This is a genomic window from Undibacterium sp. Ji22W (genome assembly GCF_049340305.1).
In the GTDB taxonomy this organism is placed as follows: domain Bacteria; phylum Pseudomonadota; class Gammaproteobacteria; order Burkholderiales; family Burkholderiaceae_D; genus Undibacterium.
This window is the reverse complement of the sequence record NZ_JBMPOU010000002.1, coordinates 505,694-524,240: the sequence shown is the minus strand read 5'-3', so window position 1 is coordinate 524,240 and position 18,547 is coordinate 505,694. Positions and strand designations below refer to the sequence as shown.

Genomic DNA, 18,547 nt, shown 5'->3' with positions numbered 1-18,547 from the left:
AAAAATCTTGCCTGTCAATATGATTTTACACAGATGTACCATGATTTCTTCTTGATATAGCTCAGCTTTACGCTTTATACTCTCGCAGTTGTGGAAGTTGTCAGCGTAATTTTATGGCAACTTCTGTTGAAAATTCTAATAGGTTTTTGGGGAAATCATGAAACATGCTATGCGATTAAAGTCGAGAACGCTTGGCGCCTCTTTGGTGCTCGGTGCTTCGCTTTTGGCTGCTGGGATGCCAGCTTGGGCCATTAAAGATAGCCCAGGTGGTCCTGCCGTCAAGCAGTTAAACCTGCAAACACCCGTGACACAAATCGCGGAGCAAATCTACTCCATTCATAACCTCATGCTGTATATCTGCTTGGCAATTTTTGTCGCAGTATTCGGCGTGATGTTTTATTCCATTTTGAAACATCGCAAGTCTTTGGGTCATAAGCCAGCTACTTTCCACGAAAGTACAACGGTAGAGATTCTGTGGACTATCGTGCCTTTCTTTATCGTTATCGGTATGGCATTGCCTGCGACTAAAACAGTGGTGGCAATGAAAGATACTTCCAATGCCGACATCACGATCAAGGCGACCGGTATGCAATGGAAATGGGGTTACGATTACCTCAAAGGCGAAGGTGAAGGCATTTCTTTCTTGTCTACTCTGTCAACGCCACGTACCCAAGTCGGTGCACCAGGTTTGCCGCCGAGTGAAGCACGCGGTGTGAACTACTTGTTGGAAGTTGATAACGAAGTTGTCGTTCCAGTTAACAAGAAAGTTCGTATCATCACAACCGCAAATGACGTCATCCACGGCTGGACTGTACCAGCTTTCGGCGTGAAACAAGATGCGATCCCAGGTTTCGTTCGCGACACATGGTTCAAGGCCGAAAAAATCGGTACTTATCGCGGTCAGTGCGTTGAGTTATGCGGTAAGGAACATGCTTTCATGCCTATCGTCGTACGCGTTGTTTCCGATGCGGATTACACTGCATGGGTCGATGGCAAGAAAAAAGAAATGGCTGCGAAAGCGGATGATCCAAGCAAAGTCTGGACAGTTGATGAATTGAAGCAACGTGGTGAAAGTGTCTACGCTGCCAATTGCGTAGCTTGTCATCAGGCTACTGGTAAGGGTGTTCCTGGCGCGTTCCCAGCGTTGGACGGCTCTGCGGTAGTTACCGGTCCTAAAGCAGCTCAAGTGGATATCTTGCTGAACGGTATTCGTGGCATGCCAGCATGGAAAGCTACTTTGTCAGATACAGAAATTGCAGCGGTGATTACTTATACCCGTAATAGCTGGTCGAATAAGTCCGCAGAAAATATCGTCCAGCCAGCCGAAGTTGTGGCTGCGCGTAAGTAATTGAACAGGAGATAGAGATGAGTAATACAGTAGCTGATCACGCACACGATCACTCACATGGTCATGATGACCACGCGCATGATCACCACGATCATCCGCACGGCTGGCGTCGTTATTTGTACGCGACTAACCACAAAGATATCGGTAACTTGTATCTGTGGTTTGCATTCACGATGTTAATGGCCGGTGGTGTAATGGCTTTGTTGATTCGTAGTGAATTGTTTCAACCAGGTTTGCAATTGATGCAACCAGAGTTCTTTAATCAGTTGACCACCATGCACGGTTTGGTGATGGTGTTTGGTGCGATTATGCCGGCGTTTGTTGGTTTCGCTAACTGGATGATTCCACTGCAAATCGGTGCGTCCGATATGGCGTTCGCCCGTATGAATAACTTTTCATTCTGGTTAATGCCACCTGCGGCAATATTGTTGATGGCATCGTTCTGGGTGCCAGGCGGCGCGACTGCAGCGGGTTGGACTTTGTACGCTCCGTTATCGACACAAATGGGTCCTGGTATGGATATGGCGATTTTCGCTGTGCATATCATGGGTGCTTCTTCCATCATGGGTTCGATCAACATCATTACAACGATCTTGAATATGCGCGCTCCAGGCATGACGTTGATGAAGATGCCGATGTTTTGCTGGACATGGTTGATTACGGCTTACTTGTTGATCGCTGTTATGCCAGTGTTAGCAGGTGCGATTACGATGACTTTGACAGACCGTCATTTCGGTACCTCTTTCTTTAATGCCGCTGGTGGTGGTGATCCAGTCATGTACCAACACATTTTCTGGTTCTTCGGACATCCAGAGGTGTACATCATGATTTTGCCAGCCTTCGGTATTGTTTCTCAAATCATTCCAGCATTTGCACGTAAGCCTTTGTTTGGTTATGCCTCCATGGTGTATGCAACTGCTTCTATCGCGATTTTGTCTTTCATCGTGTGGGCGCATCATATGTTCACAACGGGTATGCCAGTAACGGCACAGTTGTTCTTCATGTACGCAACGATGTTGATTTCTATTCCGACTGGCGTGAAAGTGTTTAACTGGATTGCTACGATGTGGAAAGGTTCGATGACTTTCGAGACGCCGATGTTATTCGCGGTCGGTTTCATCTTCGTATTTACCATGGGTGGTTTCACAGGACTGATTTTGGCAGTGACACCAATTGATATTCAATTGCAGGATACTTACTACGTGGTTGCTCACTTCCACTATGTATTGGTCGCGGGTTCTTTGTTTGCTTTGTTCGCCGGTTACTACTACTGGGGACCAAAATGGACAGGTTTCATGTACAACGAAACTCGCGGTAAGATCCATTTTTGGTTATCTTTGATTTTCTTCAACGTGACTTTCTTCCCTATGCATTTCTTGGGTTTAGCGGGTATGCCACGTCGTTATGCAGACTACCCAGCACAGTTTGCAGATTTCAATATGATCGCTTCAGTAGGTGCTTTTGGTTTTGGCTTGATGCAAGTGTATTTCATGTTGTTCGTGGTCATTCCATCGATTAAAGGTGGTAAGCCAGCGGAAGCAAAACCATGGGATGGCGCGGAAGGTTTGGAGTGGACAGTACCAAGTCCAGCACCATTCCATACGTTTGAAGAGCCGCCTGTCATTAAATAAATACTGAGATTGACCCCGGTGCAAGCCGGGGTTGCGCAAAAATGAAAAACCAAAAGAAAAGTAATCTCACTACAGCATTAATTTTGGCTTCCGTCGTGCTGGTGTTTTTCATTGGCATCTTTGTTAAGCAAACTTTGTTTCGTTAAGGCTGAATCGGATTACCATGTCGGATGAACTAAAGCAGGAAACAAAGCAAGCAGTAATGCAGCAAAATAGTCAGTCAGATGGCGTAGAACAGACCGAGAATAAAAAACTGAATTTCTTGATGTTAAAGAAGTTACTGGTAATAGCGGTCATGATGTTTGGTTTTGGATATGCTTTGATTCCGCTGTATAAGCAGATTTGTGAAATCACGGGCATCAATGTTTTGACGCCGAAAGATATTTCTGCAGATGCTGTGGTGAATTCACAGATTGATAAAAGTCGTTTAGTGACTGTTGAATTTGATGCGAATACACAAGGGCCATGGCGGTTTCGCCCAATTGTAGCGAGCATGCAAGTGCATCCAGGTGAAATGGCACAAGTAGTTTATGAAGTCGTGAATAAGCAATCCTATAAAATGGATGCGCAAGCGATTCCAAGCTATGCGCCACAGCAGGCTGCGGCATTTTTCAAGAAGATGGAATGTTTTTGTTTTAAGCAACAGACTTTAGAAGCAAATGAAGCGCGTCAAATGCCCGTATCTTTTTTTATTGATCCTGCATTGCCAAAAGATGTGAAGACTATCACTTTGTCTTACACTTTTTTTGAAGTTGGCTTAAAGCCTGAGGCAAGTAAAACTGGACCATAAAGATTGGTAAAAATGGACGACTTAAAGCAAGCAACAAAACGCAAGGCATCGTTTTTGGCAACAATGAAAGCGGTGTTGTGGTCGTTCTTGGGAATACGTAAAAGAAGTGCTTATGAAAAAGATGCTGCGCAATTGAATCCTGTTCATGTGATTATTGCGGGTTTGATAGGCGCGGCAATTTTTATTACTGTCTTGATAGTGATTGTTAAAAACGTCGTAGCAAAATAAAGAAATTAGTTGTCAACTGAATTTAAAAAATTGTATCGGGAGATGGAAATGAGTTCTCACAACGCTAGTGCACCTTACTATTTCGTGCCAGGTCCTTCACAGTGGCCAGTCTTAGGTGGCACTACCTTATTGCTGACTATGCTCGGCGCATCCGCATGGGTGAATGGCGCAACTTGGGGTGCCTATTTGAATTTTGCAGGTATTTTCCTGACATTGGTAGTTTTGTATAAATGGTTTGGTGATGCAATCGCTGAATCTGAAGGCGGCAAATACAGTGCTCGTATCGACACTTCCTTCCGTTGGAGTATGAGCTGGTTCATTTTTTCTGAGGTGATGTTTTTCGGTGCATTTTTCGGTGCATTGTTTTACGCACGTAGTATTACCATGCCTTGGTTGGCTGACTTGGATCACAAAGTTTTGTGGCCTGATTTTGCTGCACAGTGGGGTAATATTGGTCCAGCTGGTACGGTGGAGGCATTTAAAACAATGGGCCCATTCCCAATTCCAACCATCAATACGGCATTGTTGTTGACCTCTGGCGTGACTTTGACAATTTCTCATCACGCTTTGCGCGAAGGTCATCGCGCTAAGACAGCGTTCTGGTTATTTGCAACCATTTTGTTGGGCGCTGTTTTCATGGGCTTCCAAGTTTATGAATATATGCATGCCTATAGCGAACTGAATCTGAAATTGACATCCGGTATTTACGGTTCTACTTTCTTCATGTTGACAGGTTTCCATGGCTTCCATGTGACCATGGGTGCGATCATGTTGTCGGTCGTATTGTATCGTTTGATGAAGGGGCATTTCACTGCCGACCACCATTTCGCATTTGAAGGTGCTGCTTGGTACTGGCACTTTGTCGACGTAGTATGGTTGGGTCTGTACGTCGTTGTGTATTGGCTGTAATCGACTGAATTGACCTCAACAAAAAGCCGCACTCAGTGCGGCTTTTTGTTCATTCAGTGAAATGCTTTATGTCGTGTCTAACGAATGCCAGTCGGTTGAATTAATCCGAAGTGGTTCGCGACCAAAATCAGGATAAACAGACTGATAGAAAAGCCGACGCGAAAAGCCAAAGCTTTAACGGTGCGATTACTTTTGCCTTTGTCCTTCATTAAATAGACTAAGGCGGAACCGAGGCTGACAAAAATCAGGATGAAGGCAATGGCGACCAGAATTTTCATGTTAATCACTTATCTGCAAAAGAGCTATTGTAATGCTTAAGTCGATTTTGACTCGCATCTTACCGTTTGTGGTCACAGCTTTATTATGTGTGGTAGGGGTCTTGCTGGGTAATTGGCAGACCAGACGAGCACTGGAAAAGGAGACATTGGCTATTGTGATACAGGCTCAACTGCGTCAACCCGCGGTAAGTATCCGTACCGCAGCTGAATTTTCCCAGCTACAAGCCTTTCACAAGGTCAAACTGAAAGGGCAATTTGTACGCAATTGGCCTATCTATTTAGATAATCGTCCTTTGTATGGTGTTGCTGGATTTTACGTATTGATGCCCTTCAAGTTGCAAAACAGTGAACACGCGATTTTAATTGCGCGCGGCTGGTTACAACGTAATGTTACGGATCGCACTAAAATACCGTTATTGTTGACAGATGACACTACGGTAGAAATTGAAGGCGTAGTGCGTGATCAACTGGATCGTACTATGCAGTTAGGCAAAGCCCCAGAGCTAAAAGCAGGAGCTATCGTGCAAGGTTTGTCGCTCGATGATCTGCGTCAGCAAAGTGGTTTAAAGATTGCTGATAAAGTTATTGAGCAAACTTCGGATGGTGGTGATGGCTTGATTCGCGATTGGCCGCAACCGTCCGCAGGAGCAGACAAGCATAGAGCCTATGCGTTTCAATGGTATGGCTTAGCCTTGATGGCAGCCATCTTTTTTGTTGTTACAGGAATTCGTCGTGGAAAAAGTAGAAAATAAAAAAGCAGCAGGTCGCTGGAAGTTATTCGCTGTTTTGGCAGTTTGTGCCTCGCCTATGATTGCCTCATACTTCACTTATTATGTGATTCAACCGGGCGCAAAAAATAATTATGGAACGCTATTAGATCCCCGTAGTTACCCGATGCCTAGTCTGAATCTTCAAAGCGTAGACGGCAAGTCATCTGAGTTGACTACGTTCAAAGGCAAATGGGTCATGCTGCAAATTGACGATGCGAGCTGTGCGGACGCATGTCAGCGCAAGCTGCTGGAAATGCGCCAGCTCCGCCTGGTGCAAGGCAAAGAAATGGACAGAATCGAACGTGTCTGGTTGATCTCGGATCAACAACAGGTTGCTGAGCAAATTAAACCTGGGATCGCGGGCACGCATCTGCTGCGCGCGGATAAAGCGAAATTGGAAAAATGGTTGCCTACCGAGGCGGGGACCAGTTTATATGATCACATTTATCTGATCGACCCATTGGGTAATCTGATGATGCGTTTTCCGAAAGATGCGGATCCTAATAAAATGAAGAAGGATTTGAGCCGTTTGTTGAAAGCATCGGCGATAGGTTGAGGCAAATATTATGCTGATTCAACTTGCGATTATAGGACTGTTGTTTGCGGTGTTTCCGTTGGCGATGGTACTCATTTCCAAAGAACAGAATAAGTTCCGTAAGTTGATTGCGGTTACTTTGTTTCTGACATTTGATCTGATTATTTTCGGTGCTTTTACCCGCTTAACGGATTCTGGTCTCGGTTGCCCGGATTGGCCAGGCTGTTATGGCGAAGCCAATCCATTTCAAGCCCACAGCGAGATCAAAGCTGCGGAAATTTTGCTGCCGACTGGACCAGTGACTGTCGCCAAAGCGTGGATAGAAATGATCCATCGCTATCTGGCAATGAGTGTTGGCGTGCTAATTATTTTGCAGATGGGATTCGCTTGGTGGAAACGTAAATCCATGCGTCATAGCCCATGGCTAGCGACCATCTTGTTTGTGCTAGTGGGAATTCAGGGTGCGTTTGGGAAGTGGACCGTCACCATGAAATTGCAGCCCATTATCGTGACAATACACTTAATGCTGGCGCTGACTATACTGGCCTTGTTAGTGTGGGCATGGCAACGTGAAGCAGTACTGGCTCCGGTAAAATTTCCGACACTGTTGGTGCGCGTCCTGCCTTTTGCATTTTTGATTCTAGCCCTGCAAATTGCACTTGGTGGTTGGGTTAGTACCAATTACGCGGCGCTTGCTTGTCATGATTATCCTTTGTGTAATGGCGAGATCGTTCCACAACTTGATTTTGAACATGCCTACACTTTATGGCGCGAACTAGGACGAACTGGCAGCGGAGATTTCCTGCCGTTTTCGGCGTTGATCACGATACATTGGGTGCATCGTAGTTTCGCTTGGTTGGTGTTGGCAGTACTCGCTAGCGTTGCTTGGCTGAGTCGACAGCAAGCAGAAACGAAACAATTGGGCAATGCGATATTTGCAGTATTGTTAATGCAGTTCATGACGGGTGTTGCCACTATCTATTTTTCCTGGCCTTTGGCCATCGCCGTTTTGCATAACGCCGGTGCTGCCATGCTCGTGCTGATCCTGAGCATGTTAAACTATCGGGTTCGCTCCAGCGCCGATCCAGTTTCTTAAGCACATATAATGACCAAGCCTCGTATTTTGATTAATCGTCTCTCGCAGTATGTTGCACTGACCAAGCCGCGTGTTACGCAGTTAGCTGTGTTTTGTGCTGTGATAGGCATGTTTCTGGCGACTCCAGAATTGCCTGACTGGCGCATCGTGGTGCCAGCGACGATAGGAATCTGGTTATTAGCCGGTGCCGCATTTGCGGTGAATTGTCTGGTCGAGCGTGAAATCGATGCGCGCATGGCACGCACAGCGCGGCGTCCGAGTGCGCAGGGTGAAATGACCACTCAGCAAATTTTGCTATTTTCCGGAGTAATCGGCGGAGCTGGCATGTGGATCTTATATGCTTTAGTTAACCCTTTGACGATGTGGCTGACCTTTGTGACTTTTGTTGGCTACGCGGTGATATATACGATTATTCTGAAGCCAGCAACGCCACAAAATATTGTGATCGGTGGCTTGTCTGGCGCTATGCCCCCAGCGTTGGGTTGGGCAGCGATCGCGAATGAAGTGCCGATGCAAGCGTGGTTGTTAGTGTTGATTATTTTCGTTTGGACGCCGCCACATTTTTGGGCGTTGGCCATGTACAGACGTGACGACTATGCGAAATCTGGTTTGCCTATGCTGCCAATTACACATGGTCTTGAATTTACTCGTTTTCATATCTGGCTGTACACGATAGCTTTATTCGCCACAACCTTGATGCCGTATGCGGTCAAAATGAGTGGCATGATTTATTTGGTCAGTGCGATTATTTTGGGCTTAGCTTTCCTATGGTATGCATGGCGAATTTACCGTCATTATGATGACGTATTGGCGCGCAAGACTTTTACTTTTTCTATTGTTTATCTGTCGCTGTTATTCGCCGCCTTATTGATCGATCATTACATTAAATTCTGATATGAAAACTCTTTCTTTGCACGCGCGCTGGACCCGCTCCATATGGTTGGCAATGACGGTTGCGCTTAGCTTGATGCTCGGTGCGTGTAGTAAGCAAACTGAGAAATTCGTGAATACAGATTTGACTGGATTGGAATACGCGAAAGATTTTTCGTTGATTGATCAAAACGGTCAGCCGCGTACTTTGGCCGATTTTAAGGGCAAGGCAGTAGTGCTGTTTTTTGGTTACACACAATGTCCAGATGTGTGTCCGACAACGATGTTTGAGATGTCCAAAGTCATGACGCAACTTGGTCCCTTAGCCGATCGCGTGCAAGTCTTGTTTGTTACCGTTGATCCTGAGCGCGATACGCAAGAATTGTTGGCCGCCTACGTACCAAATTTTGATAAACGCTTCCTCGGTCTGTATGGAAATGCAGAAGCCACCGCAAAAGTGGCAAAAGAATTTAAGGTGTTCTATCAAAAGAGTCCTGGTAAAACACCAGATACCTACACGATGGATCATACAGCGGCGAGCTACGTGTTTGATCCGGAAGGAAGAATTCGTCTCTATGTTCAGTATGGACAAAAGACCAACGCGATTGTGCATGACTTAAAGATACTGCTGCAGTAGTCATTGATCTTGGCACGGTAGGGACAGCTAGTCTGTATTTCAGATAAAACAAAAGGCACTCGATGAGTGCCTTTTTTGTGATCGCCAACTACGCAACTTAGCGAATCCGGTTGTTTCAAGCGTATTCGCTCAATGCGCCTTTCATCTTTTTCAAAGCAGCACTTTCAATTTGACGAATACGTTCAGCTGAAACGCCATATTCCTCTGCCAGTTCATGCAGAGTAGCACCTGAACCATCATCGTTCTGCAACCAGCGTGATTCAATGATACGGCGTGAGCGAGGATCGAGTTTAGCTAAAGCAGATTCTAGGCCTTCACCTTGCAAGCGATCATACTGCTGTGCTTCGATGACATTGCTTGGTTCACCAGCTTCGGTTTTCAAATAGGCTATAGGTGCAAATTTTTCGTCTTCGTCATCACTAGAACCATCTAAAGCGACATCACGACCAGAGAGACGCATTTCCATCTCGATGACATCTTCGCGCTTGACGTCTAATTTACTTGCTAGATTGTCGATTTGTGAAGGCGTCATTGAATCTAAGCCTTCTTTATTCGAACGTAGATTAAAGAACAACTTACGTTGCGCCTTAGTCGTAGCCACTTTCACCAAGCGCCAGTTTTTTAAGATGTATTCGTGCATCTCTGCTTTGATCCAGTGCATCGCATAGGAAACTAAGCGCACACCCTGATCTGGATCAAAACGTTTGACGGCTTTCATCAAGCCGATATTGCCTTCTTGAATCAAATCTGCATGTGGCAGACCATAACCTAAGTAGCCACGTGCAATTGAGACGACCAGACGCAAGTGCGACATAACCAATTGCTGCGCAGCACTCAAATCGTTGTGCAGTTTTAACTTGGTTGCTAGATCGATTTCTTCTTCCTGGGTTAACATAGGCAAACGATTGACCGCAGAAATATAGGCGTCAATATTGCCCAAAGTACCGGTAAACCCCAGTGCTAAAGCGGTGCTGTCCGAAGAATGCAAAAGGCCTTGTGCTGATGTTTGTGTCATGTTTCCTCCTGATATCAAATCAGATTGTATCTGTCGAGCCATACCCAACTACTTCAGGTATCTTCAAGTTCTAATATTAGCACTCAATCGAGATGAGTGCTAATAATCTGTTTATTTTGTCGAATTTCAAGTGCTTCGCTATTAAAAGCCTAATTTTTTTCGCTTATTCGCTATTTAATTGACAATGTAGACCGAAGAATACTAGGAAAGTTGCAGGTGGGAATTCGAATCGAGTCAGCTTAATGTGGAATTTTTGATAATTGTCGACGTACTGAAAGGTAGGCGCCACTCAAACCAAGTAACTTACTGACGACAATTAAACCTAGACTTGGCAATAGGCCGAGCGGGCTGAGATGGAATTCAGACGCGTATAGCTTGGCAAATTCCGCGATGGCTTGATTTAATGGCTGTAAAGAAAGCGCGACGAATCCCAAAGCGAGACCGCCTGCGAGTACACCTAACATCGCACCTGTGTAGTAATACGGCTTATGAATAAAGCTATTGGTCGCGCCCAACATCCGGCTCACGCTAATTTCGGCTTGGTGGGAGATCACTTGCAAGCGTGTCGCATTAAAAATTACGACAATCACGACGACTGCTAGGGTGCCGGCTAAGAACAACAAGGCCATCTGTGCCACGTGCAGTAACGCTGCCAGACGCTTGACCCACTCGGAGTCGACTTGGACTACATCGACATGATCGAGTCCACGCAAAGCTGTCGTGAGTTGCTCTAACTTGGCGCTGTCCGAATTCGAAAGCGATATGACAAAGGCGTCGGGCAAGGGATTGCCTCCCAATGTGGCTAACACTTCTGCCAGACTATTCGTGCCTTCCATTGTTGCCAACGCTTTGTCTTTGGCGACGAAACGCAGTTTGGCGTTAATTTGCAGGTCTTTAAGCGTTTTCTTGATGGGCGTTTGCAAGTTTGCCGCATCGGCGCTTGCCATTTCTGGTTTCAAAAAAACACTGACTTCCGGTTCTATCGACAATTGTGAGGCAACCGGACGAATGTTCTCCAAGATGGTCAGACCCGCGATTGGCAGTGATAAGGCAATCGCCACCACCAGCACGTTAAAAAGAAAATTGCCCGGCGCAGCTCGTAAATGGGTGAGTGCGCTACGCAAAGCATAAGCATGTTGGCGGAACCAGTTAGTCATGATCTTTGTATCCTAGCGAATTCTATTTTTAGGCAGTGATGGTGGCGCTGATGTTCGCGCTTACTGAGGAAGTCCAGGAATCTTTGACCTCTCCCTTGCTCAGATAAATTACCCGATTGGCTTGATCTAAGAATTGCTCATCGTGGCTGGAGATAATGCAAGTTACGCCTGAACGTTGAAAGGCCTTCAAAGCATTGATGACGATGATGGCATTATCGCGATCAAGATAAGCACTAGGTTCGTCAGCTAGAATGATTTGCGGACGATTCACTATCGCTCGCGCAATCGCTACACGCTGTTGTTCGCCGCCAGAGAGTTCGAGCGGCGATGAGCTCGCTTTGTCCAGCATATTAAGTCGCTCTAAAGCTGCGCGGGCACGGGTTTCTGCCTCGCTGACAGACTCGCCAACGACGATCATCGGTAGCATCACATTCGCCAATACACTGCGATCAAGCAGTAAACCTTGCCCTTGCAAAATTAAACCTAATTTGCGGCGCAGATATGGCAGGCTGCCAGCTTTTAATTTACTGATGTTTTGGCCGTTCATTAACACCATGCCATTGCTGGGCTTCTCCAGCCCGGCAATCATACGGAGCAAGGTTGACTTACCTGCACCAGACGGTCCTGCCAGAAACACTAATTCGCCATCGCCAATACTCAAGGACACATCGCGTAAGGCGTATACATCATTCGCATAAGCTTTGCTTACATGTTGGAATTCGATCATCGCAAACTTTCGTCTTTCGTGGATCAGTCAGATTATTGCAGCAAAGCGTCAACAAATTCCTGGGCGTTGAAGGCTTGCAAGTCTTCGATTTGTTCGCCCACACCAATGAAATACACCGGGATAGGGCGAGTCTTGGCAATGGCTGCTAACACGCCACCTTTTGCGGTGCCATCAAGCTTGGTAATGATCAAACCCGTCAATTGCAGGGCATCATCAAACGCCTTCACTTGCGCCAGTGCGTTCTGTCCAGTATTCCCGTCAATCACCAACAATATTTCTTGCGGTGCGCCGTCCATACCTTTGGCGATCACACGCTTTATTTTTTTAAGTTCTTCCATCAGATGCAGTTGTGTCGGCAAGCGACCCGCGGTATCGACCATCACGACATTCGTACCACGTGCTTTGGCGGAGGCGACAGCGTCAAACGCGACTGCCGCCGGGTCACCGGATTCTTGTGCGATCACCGTAATGTTATTGCGTTCACCCCATACCATCAATTGTTCGCGTGCCGCGGCACGGAAGGTATCGCCAGCGGCTAACACCACCGATTGATTATGTACTTGCATGTGTTTGGCAAGTTTGCCTATGGTAGTGGTTTTGCCAGCTCCATTGACGCCTGCGATCATCATGACCAGCGGCTGAAAGCGACCTAGTTCAAATGGTTTCTGCAAAGGGCTCAGCAAATCCAATAGCAGCACTTTTAGCGCAGCTTTGACTTGTTCGGCTTCAGTTAATTTTTCTTCTTTAACTTTGCGCTTTAGGTTTTCAAGCAAATGCATGGTTGCTTCGACACCAGCATCCGCGGTAAGTAAAGCAGCCTCTAACTCATCGTATAGATCATCATCAATACGAGCGCCAATAAACAGTGTTGTCAGGTTGGATGATGTCTTCGCCAGGCCTTGCTTGAGGCGTGCAATCCAAGATTGCTTGGCGGGTGCAGCAACTGGTTCAACGCGTGCCTCGGTGCTCGAGGCCACAGGTTCCTCTGTCGCGCGTTGAGTGCCCTCACTCGCAATATCTTGGCTGTTAGTGCCGCTGATGTCGTTCCTGGCTTCTGAGAGTGGGACAGAGGGCAAAGTGTCTGACTGATGTTCTTTGATTTCTACGCTAGGTGGCGTTGATATTGGCTCTGGCGTTTTTTTTCTGAAAAAGCTAAACATTGATGAATTTTTACGTTAAGAGTGGTGTTGAGATTGTTCGCTATCGATGCAAATGAGAGATGCAATCAGGAAAATACTTATCGCAAGGCAGACAATTGCGGTGTTGTGACGAAAAACCTTTAGAATGCTGCCATTCTAACAGAGCAGACCGTCGATTTTCCGCCCCCGCTATGAATCACAACAAGAATCGCCAGAATCCAGCATCGCAGCCTACGCAGCCTCTAGCGCGCAGCCCCCATCGTCAAGCCAGTCATCAGGTCAGAATCATCGGTGGACTCTGGAAGCGTACGCCTTTGACTGTGATCAGTGCCGATGGCTTAAGGCCTACCCCTGACCGGGTACGTGAAACGGTCTTTAACTGGTTGCATCATTTACTTAATGGTCAGTGGAATAATGTATCCTGCCTCGATATGTTCGCTGGTAGCGGAGCCTTAGGCTTTGAGGCGGCCAGTCGTGGCGCTAGTCAGGTGACTATGTTTGAGGCATTCGCCCCCGCGTATAAACAATTAGAACAAACTAAAGAGAAATTGCGTGCCGAGCAGGTTCGTTTGCTGCGTGGTGACGCACTCTTGTTGGTAAAGAATTTGCTGACTAGTCAACAAAAGTTTGATTTGATCTTTCTTGATCCCCCTTTTAATCTGGGATTTTTAGAAAAAATTCTGCCACTTTGCGCTGATTTGCTGAAGCCAGCGGGAATTTTGTATGTAGAGTCTGAGCAAGCGCTGAGGCTTGATTCAGGGACAATAGCACCGGCTTGGGCACAAGGTTGGCACATTTTGCGCGAGGATAAAGCGGGTAGTGTCTACTTTCATTTGTTGCAACGCAACACCGAGTCGGGTGAACCTGTATAAAATCTGGGATAATGCGCGTCTAAAATGAAAACTAAGTTGAGTGTTGCATAAGGACTTAGTAAAAACAAAATCACAAACACCATTCCACCAAGGGAAATGTCATGGTCACAGCAGTTTATCCTGGAACATTTGATCCGCTGACGCGCGGACATGAAGACTTAGTGCGTCGTGCATCTGGCTTGTTTGATACATTGATTGTCGGCGTTGCTGACAGTAAGAATAAGAAGCCTTTCTTCTCTTTGGAGGAGCGTCTTAGTATTGCGAATGAAGTATTGGGACATTATCCGAATGTCAGGGTGGAGAGTTTTTCAGGCTTGCTCAAAGATTTTGTACGCAAGAATGATGCGCGCGTGATTGTGCGCGGTCTGCGAGCGGTCTCCGACTTCGAGTATGAGTTTCAAATGGCAGGCATGAATCGCTATTTATTGCCTGACGTAGAAACGATGTTCCTGACGCCATCTGATCAATATCAATTTATTTCCGGCACGATCGTGCGTGAAATTGCACAATTTGGCGGAGATGTTTCTAAATTTGTTTTTCCCTCAGTTGATGCGTGGCTGAAGAAGAAAATTGCCGAACAAAACAAGTGAAACGCAGTGCGTAGTTTGTGGCAAACGAATAGTAAGTAAATAGTAAGTAGAAAATTAGCGCGTCAGCTGACGCCAGTAAAAAGTGAAATTATGGCCTTATTAATTACCGACGATTGCATCAATTGCGATGTATGTGAACCTGAATGCCCAAATGAAGCAATTTATATGGGACCAGAGATTTACGAAATCGATCCGAACAAATGTACAGAATGTGTCGGTCATTACGATGAGCCACAATGTCAGCAGGTCTGTCCGGTAAGCTGCATCCCATTTAATCCTGCCTGGCGCGAAAGCAAAGAGCAGCTAATGGCAAAATACGACGCCTTACAAGCGGCAGCTAAAAAAAACTAAGCTCGTTGCAGACTCATACATCCGGCGCTTCGCATACGCAGTTGCGCCCTTTCTCTTTTGCATCGTATAAAGCACGATCAGCTCTTGATAACAGCGCCTGCGCAGTGTTTTCAATTTCCCCTGAATTATGATTGTCAGATAAGGTTGCTATTCCTATCGACAAACTAACATCACAGGCGCCCGTCATGCTCAACAAGAAGGCTTTATCGGCGATGCTCTTCCGTATCCGTTCCGCGACGTGTTTTGCATTGTCGTGACTAGTGTTAATCAGAAGCACCACAAATTCTTCGCCGCCAAAACGTCCTATCGTATCGCTCAGACGCAATTCTGCTTTAATCCGTTTCGCAGCTTCTTTTAAAACTTCATCGCCACCTTGATGGCCATGAAGGTCATTGATTTTCTTAAAGTGATCTATATCCAGATACATGCAAGCTATGCTGTAATGTTGACGACGCGCTCGCGCAATTTCTTCAAGCATGCGTTGTTCCACGCAACGTCGGTTGCTGACGTTGGTGAGTGCATCGGTTAAGCCAATTTGTGTCAGGCGCTCACTATTGATCACGTTTTCCAGGCAAATGGCGATGATGGAAGCCAAACGTTCTATGAAGTCGGTACCCATGTCACTGACGAAGCGTTCAGGTTGTGCACTACCCAAATTTAAACTGCCAATTAATTTACTTTGCCGGATTAAGGGAATAATTGCAACGCTGACAGGTTGTTCGAAACAGCACGCAAACAAAGACTGGTGCATGGTCTGATCGAATTCGCCGAGTATTGGCTTTTTCAGAGGATGCCCTGCAATTTGTAAATCTGTTTCGGTTTGGGCGAACAAGAGAAAAGGGAATTCTTCCTTGTCGATTTTCAGATCGGCCAGCATCTCTTGCAAGTTGTGCTGGGTATTCACTAAACTCAGACTGACTTGATCAAGTTCGCAAATTTCTGCGAGCGTCACAAAAATATGTTGTAGTAATTCGCGAAAACTATGTGCCCCAATCAGTTGCAAATCCAAGGTTTGATGGCGGTTTAAAATCGACTGATTGTGGCGCGCTTCGCTGATAAGATCTTGTAGTTGTGCACGCACAATATGTACTTCATTATGCATAGCATCACCAAGATGAGTGGTACTGGTGGTCAATGACTTGTCCATAGAGTTTATGTGCCGAGAGAAGAAGACAAACAAATTTGCAACATTGGTATTAATATATCATGGTGTCGTTGCTGTGCGTGTCAACTCACATTGTTTAACAGGTGAGGGGACTTGAATCAGTTATCCCAAGGGGAAGATTTGTCGCCCTGAAACCACATTGTTTCGCTTGTGAATCAATGTGAAGTCGCAACACAATCAACTTGTTTGATCTACTGGTTTGCTACAAGAAGCAAATAAAGGACTTCAAATTCTTAGAAACAGGACTATGAGAAAATTTCCGCACCACTTGTTATTGCTCAGTGCAATCGCGTTATTGAGTGTCATGCAGCGATTAGATGCGCAAGAGCGTTTGCAAGAAAAAGACATTATTCAGGACGTCCGAACCGACCATGTGAGCCCGGATCAAACCGCGGATCAAACGGTAGAAATCAGCAGCATAAAAAATCCTGATTGGAAATCCTACCGCGTGATGCTCAAGGGCTTAGATGCTTTTGAAAAACATCATGCGCACGCACCGCAAGCATCGCCTCAATTCATATTGAAACCGCGTCGTCTGGACGTGAGTTTGTCAGGCTTGAATTTGCGACTAGCAAGCGATGAATACAGTCGCACAATTCCCTTGGCCAGTGACGGCAGTTTTGTGTTGCCGCGCGATGAACAGGCGGTCTCGCAACAAGCCGAGTTGATGATCAATCGAAAGAAGGAAATGTTTCGTTGGTGGCCACTGGTGCAAAGCACAGGTGTTGCTGTCAATCATCGGCGCTTGGGTGATTTACGACTTGAATGTGAAATGTTCTGGGCCATTCACTATGACGACTTACCATTCGTTGCACGTAACTTGATGCGTGCGGTCGGTGGTCCATGTCAGACTAGAAAAATGATTTTGAGTTTTCCAGCTGATTGGATGGGATTGCAGACAGCGACTTTGGTACAGGGCGAACGCCATATAAGTTTGTTAGTAGACAAAGAAAAGTCTACTTATTCCATCACTTTATTTAATCCAGATTTTAGTGATGATGCCTTGATTGAATTGCGCTTTGAAAATAATGATGAGACTGCGTCGCCGAAACAAGTTCGTAACGTGAATGGATTGAATGTGGCCGTGAAATTGTAAGAAAAATCTGGCTCGTTGAAGAAGTAAGCGCTTAAAGAAAAATCCCAGAACTGTGTCTGGGATTTTTTTTAGAAACGAAACGGCGAGCGTGCTATTGAGAAACTACTCGCGAGTGAGTATTGACGATTTAGACGTTAAACAAGAAGTTCAAAACATCACCATCTTTTACAACATATTCCTTGCCTTCGGCGCGCATTTTTCCGGCTTCTTTGGCGCCAGCTTCGCCTTTGTGGCTGATGTAGTCATCAAATGCGATAGTTTGTGCGCGGATGAAGCCGCGCTCAAAATCCGTATGAATGACGCCAGCTGCCTGTGGTGCGGTGTCGCCGACATGAATAGTCCAAGCACGCACTTCTTTGACGCCTGCAGTGAAGTAAGTTTGTAAGCCTAGGAGCTTGAATGCGGCGCGGATCAAGCGATCAAGACCTGGCTCCTCCATACCCATATCGGCTAAGAATTCGGTTTTATCTGCGTCATCTAAGTCTGCGATTTCAGATTCAATAGAAGCGCAAATTGCCACTATCGGCGCGTTTTGTGACGCTGCGTAGGTGCTTAATTGATCCAACAATGGATTGTTTGTGAAGCCGTGGTCAGAGACGTTAGCAACATACATCGCAGGCTTGGCCGTGATTAGGCACATCGGCTTGATCAGCGCCATTTCTTCTTTATCTAAGCCCATTGCGCGAATTGGCTTAGCATCGTTCAAGCCAGGCATGATTTTTTCAAGCAAGGTGACCAACTTCATCGCGTCTTTATCGCCAGAACGCGCTTTTTTGTTTTCTCGGTGGATGGCTTTTTCAACCGATCCCATATCTGCCAAGCAAAGCTCAGTTTGAATGACTTCGATATCATCCAATGGACTAACTTTGCCTGCAACGTGGATGACATTGTCATCCTCAAAGCAACGCACGACATTGACGATGGCGTCAGTTTCGCGGATGTGCGCTAAAAATTGATTGCCTAAGCCCTCACCTTTGGATGCACCTGCAACCAAACCGGCGATATCGACGAATTCGACGATGGCGTTTTGTACACGCTCAGGTTTGACGATTTCGGATAACTGCTTCAAGCGCGGGTCAGGTACTTCAACCACACCGACGTTTGGTTCGATCGTGCAAAATGGATAGTTTTCTGCCGGAATGCCTGCTTTAGTCAGGGCATTGAAGAGGGTAGATTTGCCGACGTTAGGAAGGCCGACGATGCCGCATTGAAGACTCATGATGAACTTTGCTCAGAAATAGATGCGCAAACAACTTCTTGCGCAAATAGAAAGATTATGGGAATTAATCCGTTATTTTACACTATGTGCTTTTAGGCTCGGCTTATTCCATCGTAGACGGGGC

22 protein-coding genes are annotated in these 18,547 nt (G+C 46.1%); 15 read left to right on the top strand and 7 right to left on the bottom strand.

The genetic code is table 11. The features are described 5' to 3' along the window. The first annotated feature begins 157 nt into the window (after positions 1–157). From coxB to ACO0KW_RS09125, 6 genes are read left to right on the top strand one after another with little or no spacing between them, the layout of a single operon-like run. A complete protein-coding gene (coxB, locus tag ACO0KW_RS09150) occupies positions 158–1,348 on the top strand; it encodes a cytochrome c oxidase subunit II (protein ID WP_423052770.1) in 1,191 nt (396 codons plus the stop codon). Positions 1,349–1,365: 17 nt separating this feature from the next. Beyond that, positions 1,366–2,979 carry a cytochrome c oxidase subunit I gene (gene ctaD / locus ACO0KW_RS09145; RefSeq protein WP_423052769.1) on the top strand — a complete coding sequence of 538 codons (1,614 nt, stop codon included), beginning with the start codon at positions 1,366–1,368 and terminating at the stop codon, positions 2,977–2,979. 41 nt (positions 2,980–3,020) lie between these two features. Further along, positions 3,021–3,125: a cytochrome oxidase small assembly protein gene (locus ACO0KW_RS09140; protein ID WP_222612416.1), complete on the top strand. Its 105-nt coding sequence runs from the start codon at positions 3,021–3,023 to the stop codon at positions 3,123–3,125. A gap of 56 nt (positions 3,126–3,181) precedes the next feature. Then, the gene (locus ACO0KW_RS09135; RefSeq protein ID WP_423053455.1) at positions 3,182–3,769 is read left to right on the top strand and encodes a cytochrome c oxidase assembly protein; all 588 of its coding nucleotides are present in this window, start codon (positions 3,182–3,184) and stop codon (positions 3,767–3,769) included. 12 nt (positions 3,770–3,781) lie between these two features. Further along, a complete protein-coding gene (locus ACO0KW_RS09130) occupies positions 3,782–3,997 on the top strand; it encodes a DUF2970 domain-containing protein (protein WP_423052768.1) in 216 nt (71 codons plus the stop codon). Positions 3,998–4,045: 48 nt separating this feature from the next. Continuing rightward, a complete protein-coding gene (locus ACO0KW_RS09125; RefSeq protein WP_423052767.1) occupies positions 4,046–4,906 on the top strand; it encodes a cytochrome c oxidase subunit 3 in 861 nt (286 codons plus the stop codon). A gap of 77 nt (positions 4,907–4,983) precedes the next feature. Here ACO0KW_RS09125 and ACO0KW_RS09120 read toward each other — a convergent pair whose 3' ends face one another. Continuing rightward, positions 4,984–5,184: a twin transmembrane helix small protein gene (locus ACO0KW_RS09120; protein WP_423052766.1), complete on the bottom strand. Its 201-nt coding sequence runs from the start codon at positions 5,182–5,184 to the stop codon at positions 4,984–4,986. Between the two features lie 32 nt (positions 5,185–5,216). On the opposite strand from ACO0KW_RS09120, the gene ACO0KW_RS09115 reads away from it, so the two are divergent. The 5 genes from ACO0KW_RS09115 to ACO0KW_RS09095 are packed head-to-tail and all read left to right on the top strand — an operon-like array spanning position 5,217 to position 9,092. Further along, a complete protein-coding gene (locus ACO0KW_RS09115) occupies positions 5,217–5,936 on the top strand; it encodes an SURF1 family protein (protein ID WP_423052765.1) in 720 nt (239 codons plus the stop codon). Further along, entirely contained in the window at positions 5,917–6,510 is a 594-nt protein-coding gene (locus ACO0KW_RS09110) for an SCO family protein (protein ID WP_423052764.1), read from the top strand. The genes ACO0KW_RS09115 and ACO0KW_RS09110 overlap by 20 nt, the downstream gene beginning before the upstream one ends. Before the next feature lie 10 nt (positions 6,511–6,520). Further along, complete coding sequence (locus ACO0KW_RS09105) at positions 6,521–7,585, top strand: COX15/CtaA family protein (RefSeq protein WP_423052763.1); 1,065 nt, start codon at positions 6,521–6,523, stop codon at positions 7,583–7,585. Positions 7,586–7,594: 9 nt separating this feature from the next. After that, the gene (gene cyoE, locus ACO0KW_RS09100) at positions 7,595–8,479 is read left to right on the top strand and encodes a heme o synthase (protein ID WP_423052762.1); all 885 of its coding nucleotides are present in this window, start codon (positions 7,595–7,597) and stop codon (positions 8,477–8,479) included. A gap of 52 nt (positions 8,480–8,531) precedes the next feature. Then, entirely contained in the window at positions 8,532–9,092 is a 561-nt protein-coding gene (locus ACO0KW_RS09095) for an SCO family protein (protein ID WP_423053454.1), read from the top strand. A 115-nt stretch (positions 9,093–9,207) separates the two neighbouring features. On the opposite strand, the gene rpoH is transcribed toward ACO0KW_RS09095, so the two are convergent. The 4 genes from rpoH to ftsY form a co-directional block, all read right to left on the bottom strand. Next, positions 9,208–10,107 carry an RNA polymerase sigma factor RpoH gene (gene rpoH, locus ACO0KW_RS09090; RefSeq protein WP_423052761.1) on the bottom strand — a complete coding sequence of 300 codons (900 nt, stop codon included), beginning with the start codon at positions 10,105–10,107 and terminating at the stop codon, positions 9,208–9,210. 239 nt (positions 10,108–10,346) lie between these two features. Further along, entirely contained in the window at positions 10,347–11,264 is a 918-nt protein-coding gene (locus ACO0KW_RS09085; protein ID WP_423052760.1) for a cell division protein FtsX, read from the bottom strand. Between the two features lie 28 nt (positions 11,265–11,292). Further along, positions 11,293–11,991: a cell division ATP-binding protein FtsE gene (locus ACO0KW_RS09080; RefSeq protein ID WP_423052759.1), complete on the bottom strand. Its 699-nt coding sequence runs from the start codon at positions 11,989–11,991 to the stop codon at positions 11,293–11,295. Between the two features lie 32 nt (positions 11,992–12,023). Further along, a complete protein-coding gene (ftsY, locus tag ACO0KW_RS09075) occupies positions 12,024–13,151 on the bottom strand; it encodes a signal recognition particle-docking protein FtsY (RefSeq protein WP_423052758.1) in 1,128 nt (375 codons plus the stop codon). A gap of 170 nt (positions 13,152–13,321) precedes the next feature. Here ftsY and rsmD point away from each other — a divergent pair, with 170 nt between their 5' ends. The 3 genes from rsmD (at position 13,322) to ACO0KW_RS09060 (ending at position 14,943) form a co-directional block, all read left to right on the top strand. Continuing rightward, a complete protein-coding gene (rsmD, locus tag ACO0KW_RS09070) occupies positions 13,322–14,002 on the top strand; it encodes a 16S rRNA (guanine(966)-N(2))-methyltransferase RsmD (RefSeq protein WP_423052757.1) in 681 nt (226 codons plus the stop codon). A gap of 101 nt (positions 14,003–14,103) precedes the next feature. Further along, positions 14,104–14,592 carry a pantetheine-phosphate adenylyltransferase gene (gene coaD, locus ACO0KW_RS09065; RefSeq protein ID WP_186917029.1) on the top strand — a complete coding sequence of 163 codons (489 nt, stop codon included), beginning with the start codon at positions 14,104–14,106 and terminating at the stop codon, positions 14,590–14,592. Positions 14,593–14,682: 90 nt separating this feature from the next. Further along, positions 14,683–14,943, top strand: coding sequence for a YfhL family 4Fe-4S dicluster ferredoxin (locus ACO0KW_RS09060; RefSeq protein WP_423052756.1), 261 nt, complete (start codon positions 14,683–14,685; stop codon positions 14,941–14,943). Between the two features lie 13 nt (positions 14,944–14,956). Here ACO0KW_RS09060 and ACO0KW_RS09055 read toward each other — a convergent pair whose 3' ends face one another. Next, a complete protein-coding gene (locus ACO0KW_RS09055; RefSeq protein WP_423052755.1) occupies positions 14,957–16,045 on the bottom strand; it encodes a DUF484 family protein in 1,089 nt (362 codons plus the stop codon). A gap of 310 nt (positions 16,046–16,355) precedes the next feature. Between ACO0KW_RS09055 and ACO0KW_RS09050 the strand changes: the two genes are divergently transcribed. After that, positions 16,356–17,204, top strand: a complete 849-nt coding sequence (locus ACO0KW_RS09050) for a hypothetical protein (protein ID WP_423052754.1) — start codon at positions 16,356–16,358, stop codon at positions 17,202–17,204. Positions 17,205–17,331: 127 nt separating this feature from the next. On the opposite strand, the gene ychF is transcribed toward ACO0KW_RS09050, so the two are convergent. Beyond that, a complete protein-coding gene (gene ychF / locus ACO0KW_RS09045; RefSeq protein ID WP_423052753.1) occupies positions 17,332–18,423 on the bottom strand; it encodes a redox-regulated ATPase YchF in 1,092 nt (363 codons plus the stop codon). Between the last annotated feature and the right edge of the window lie 124 nt (positions 18,424–18,547).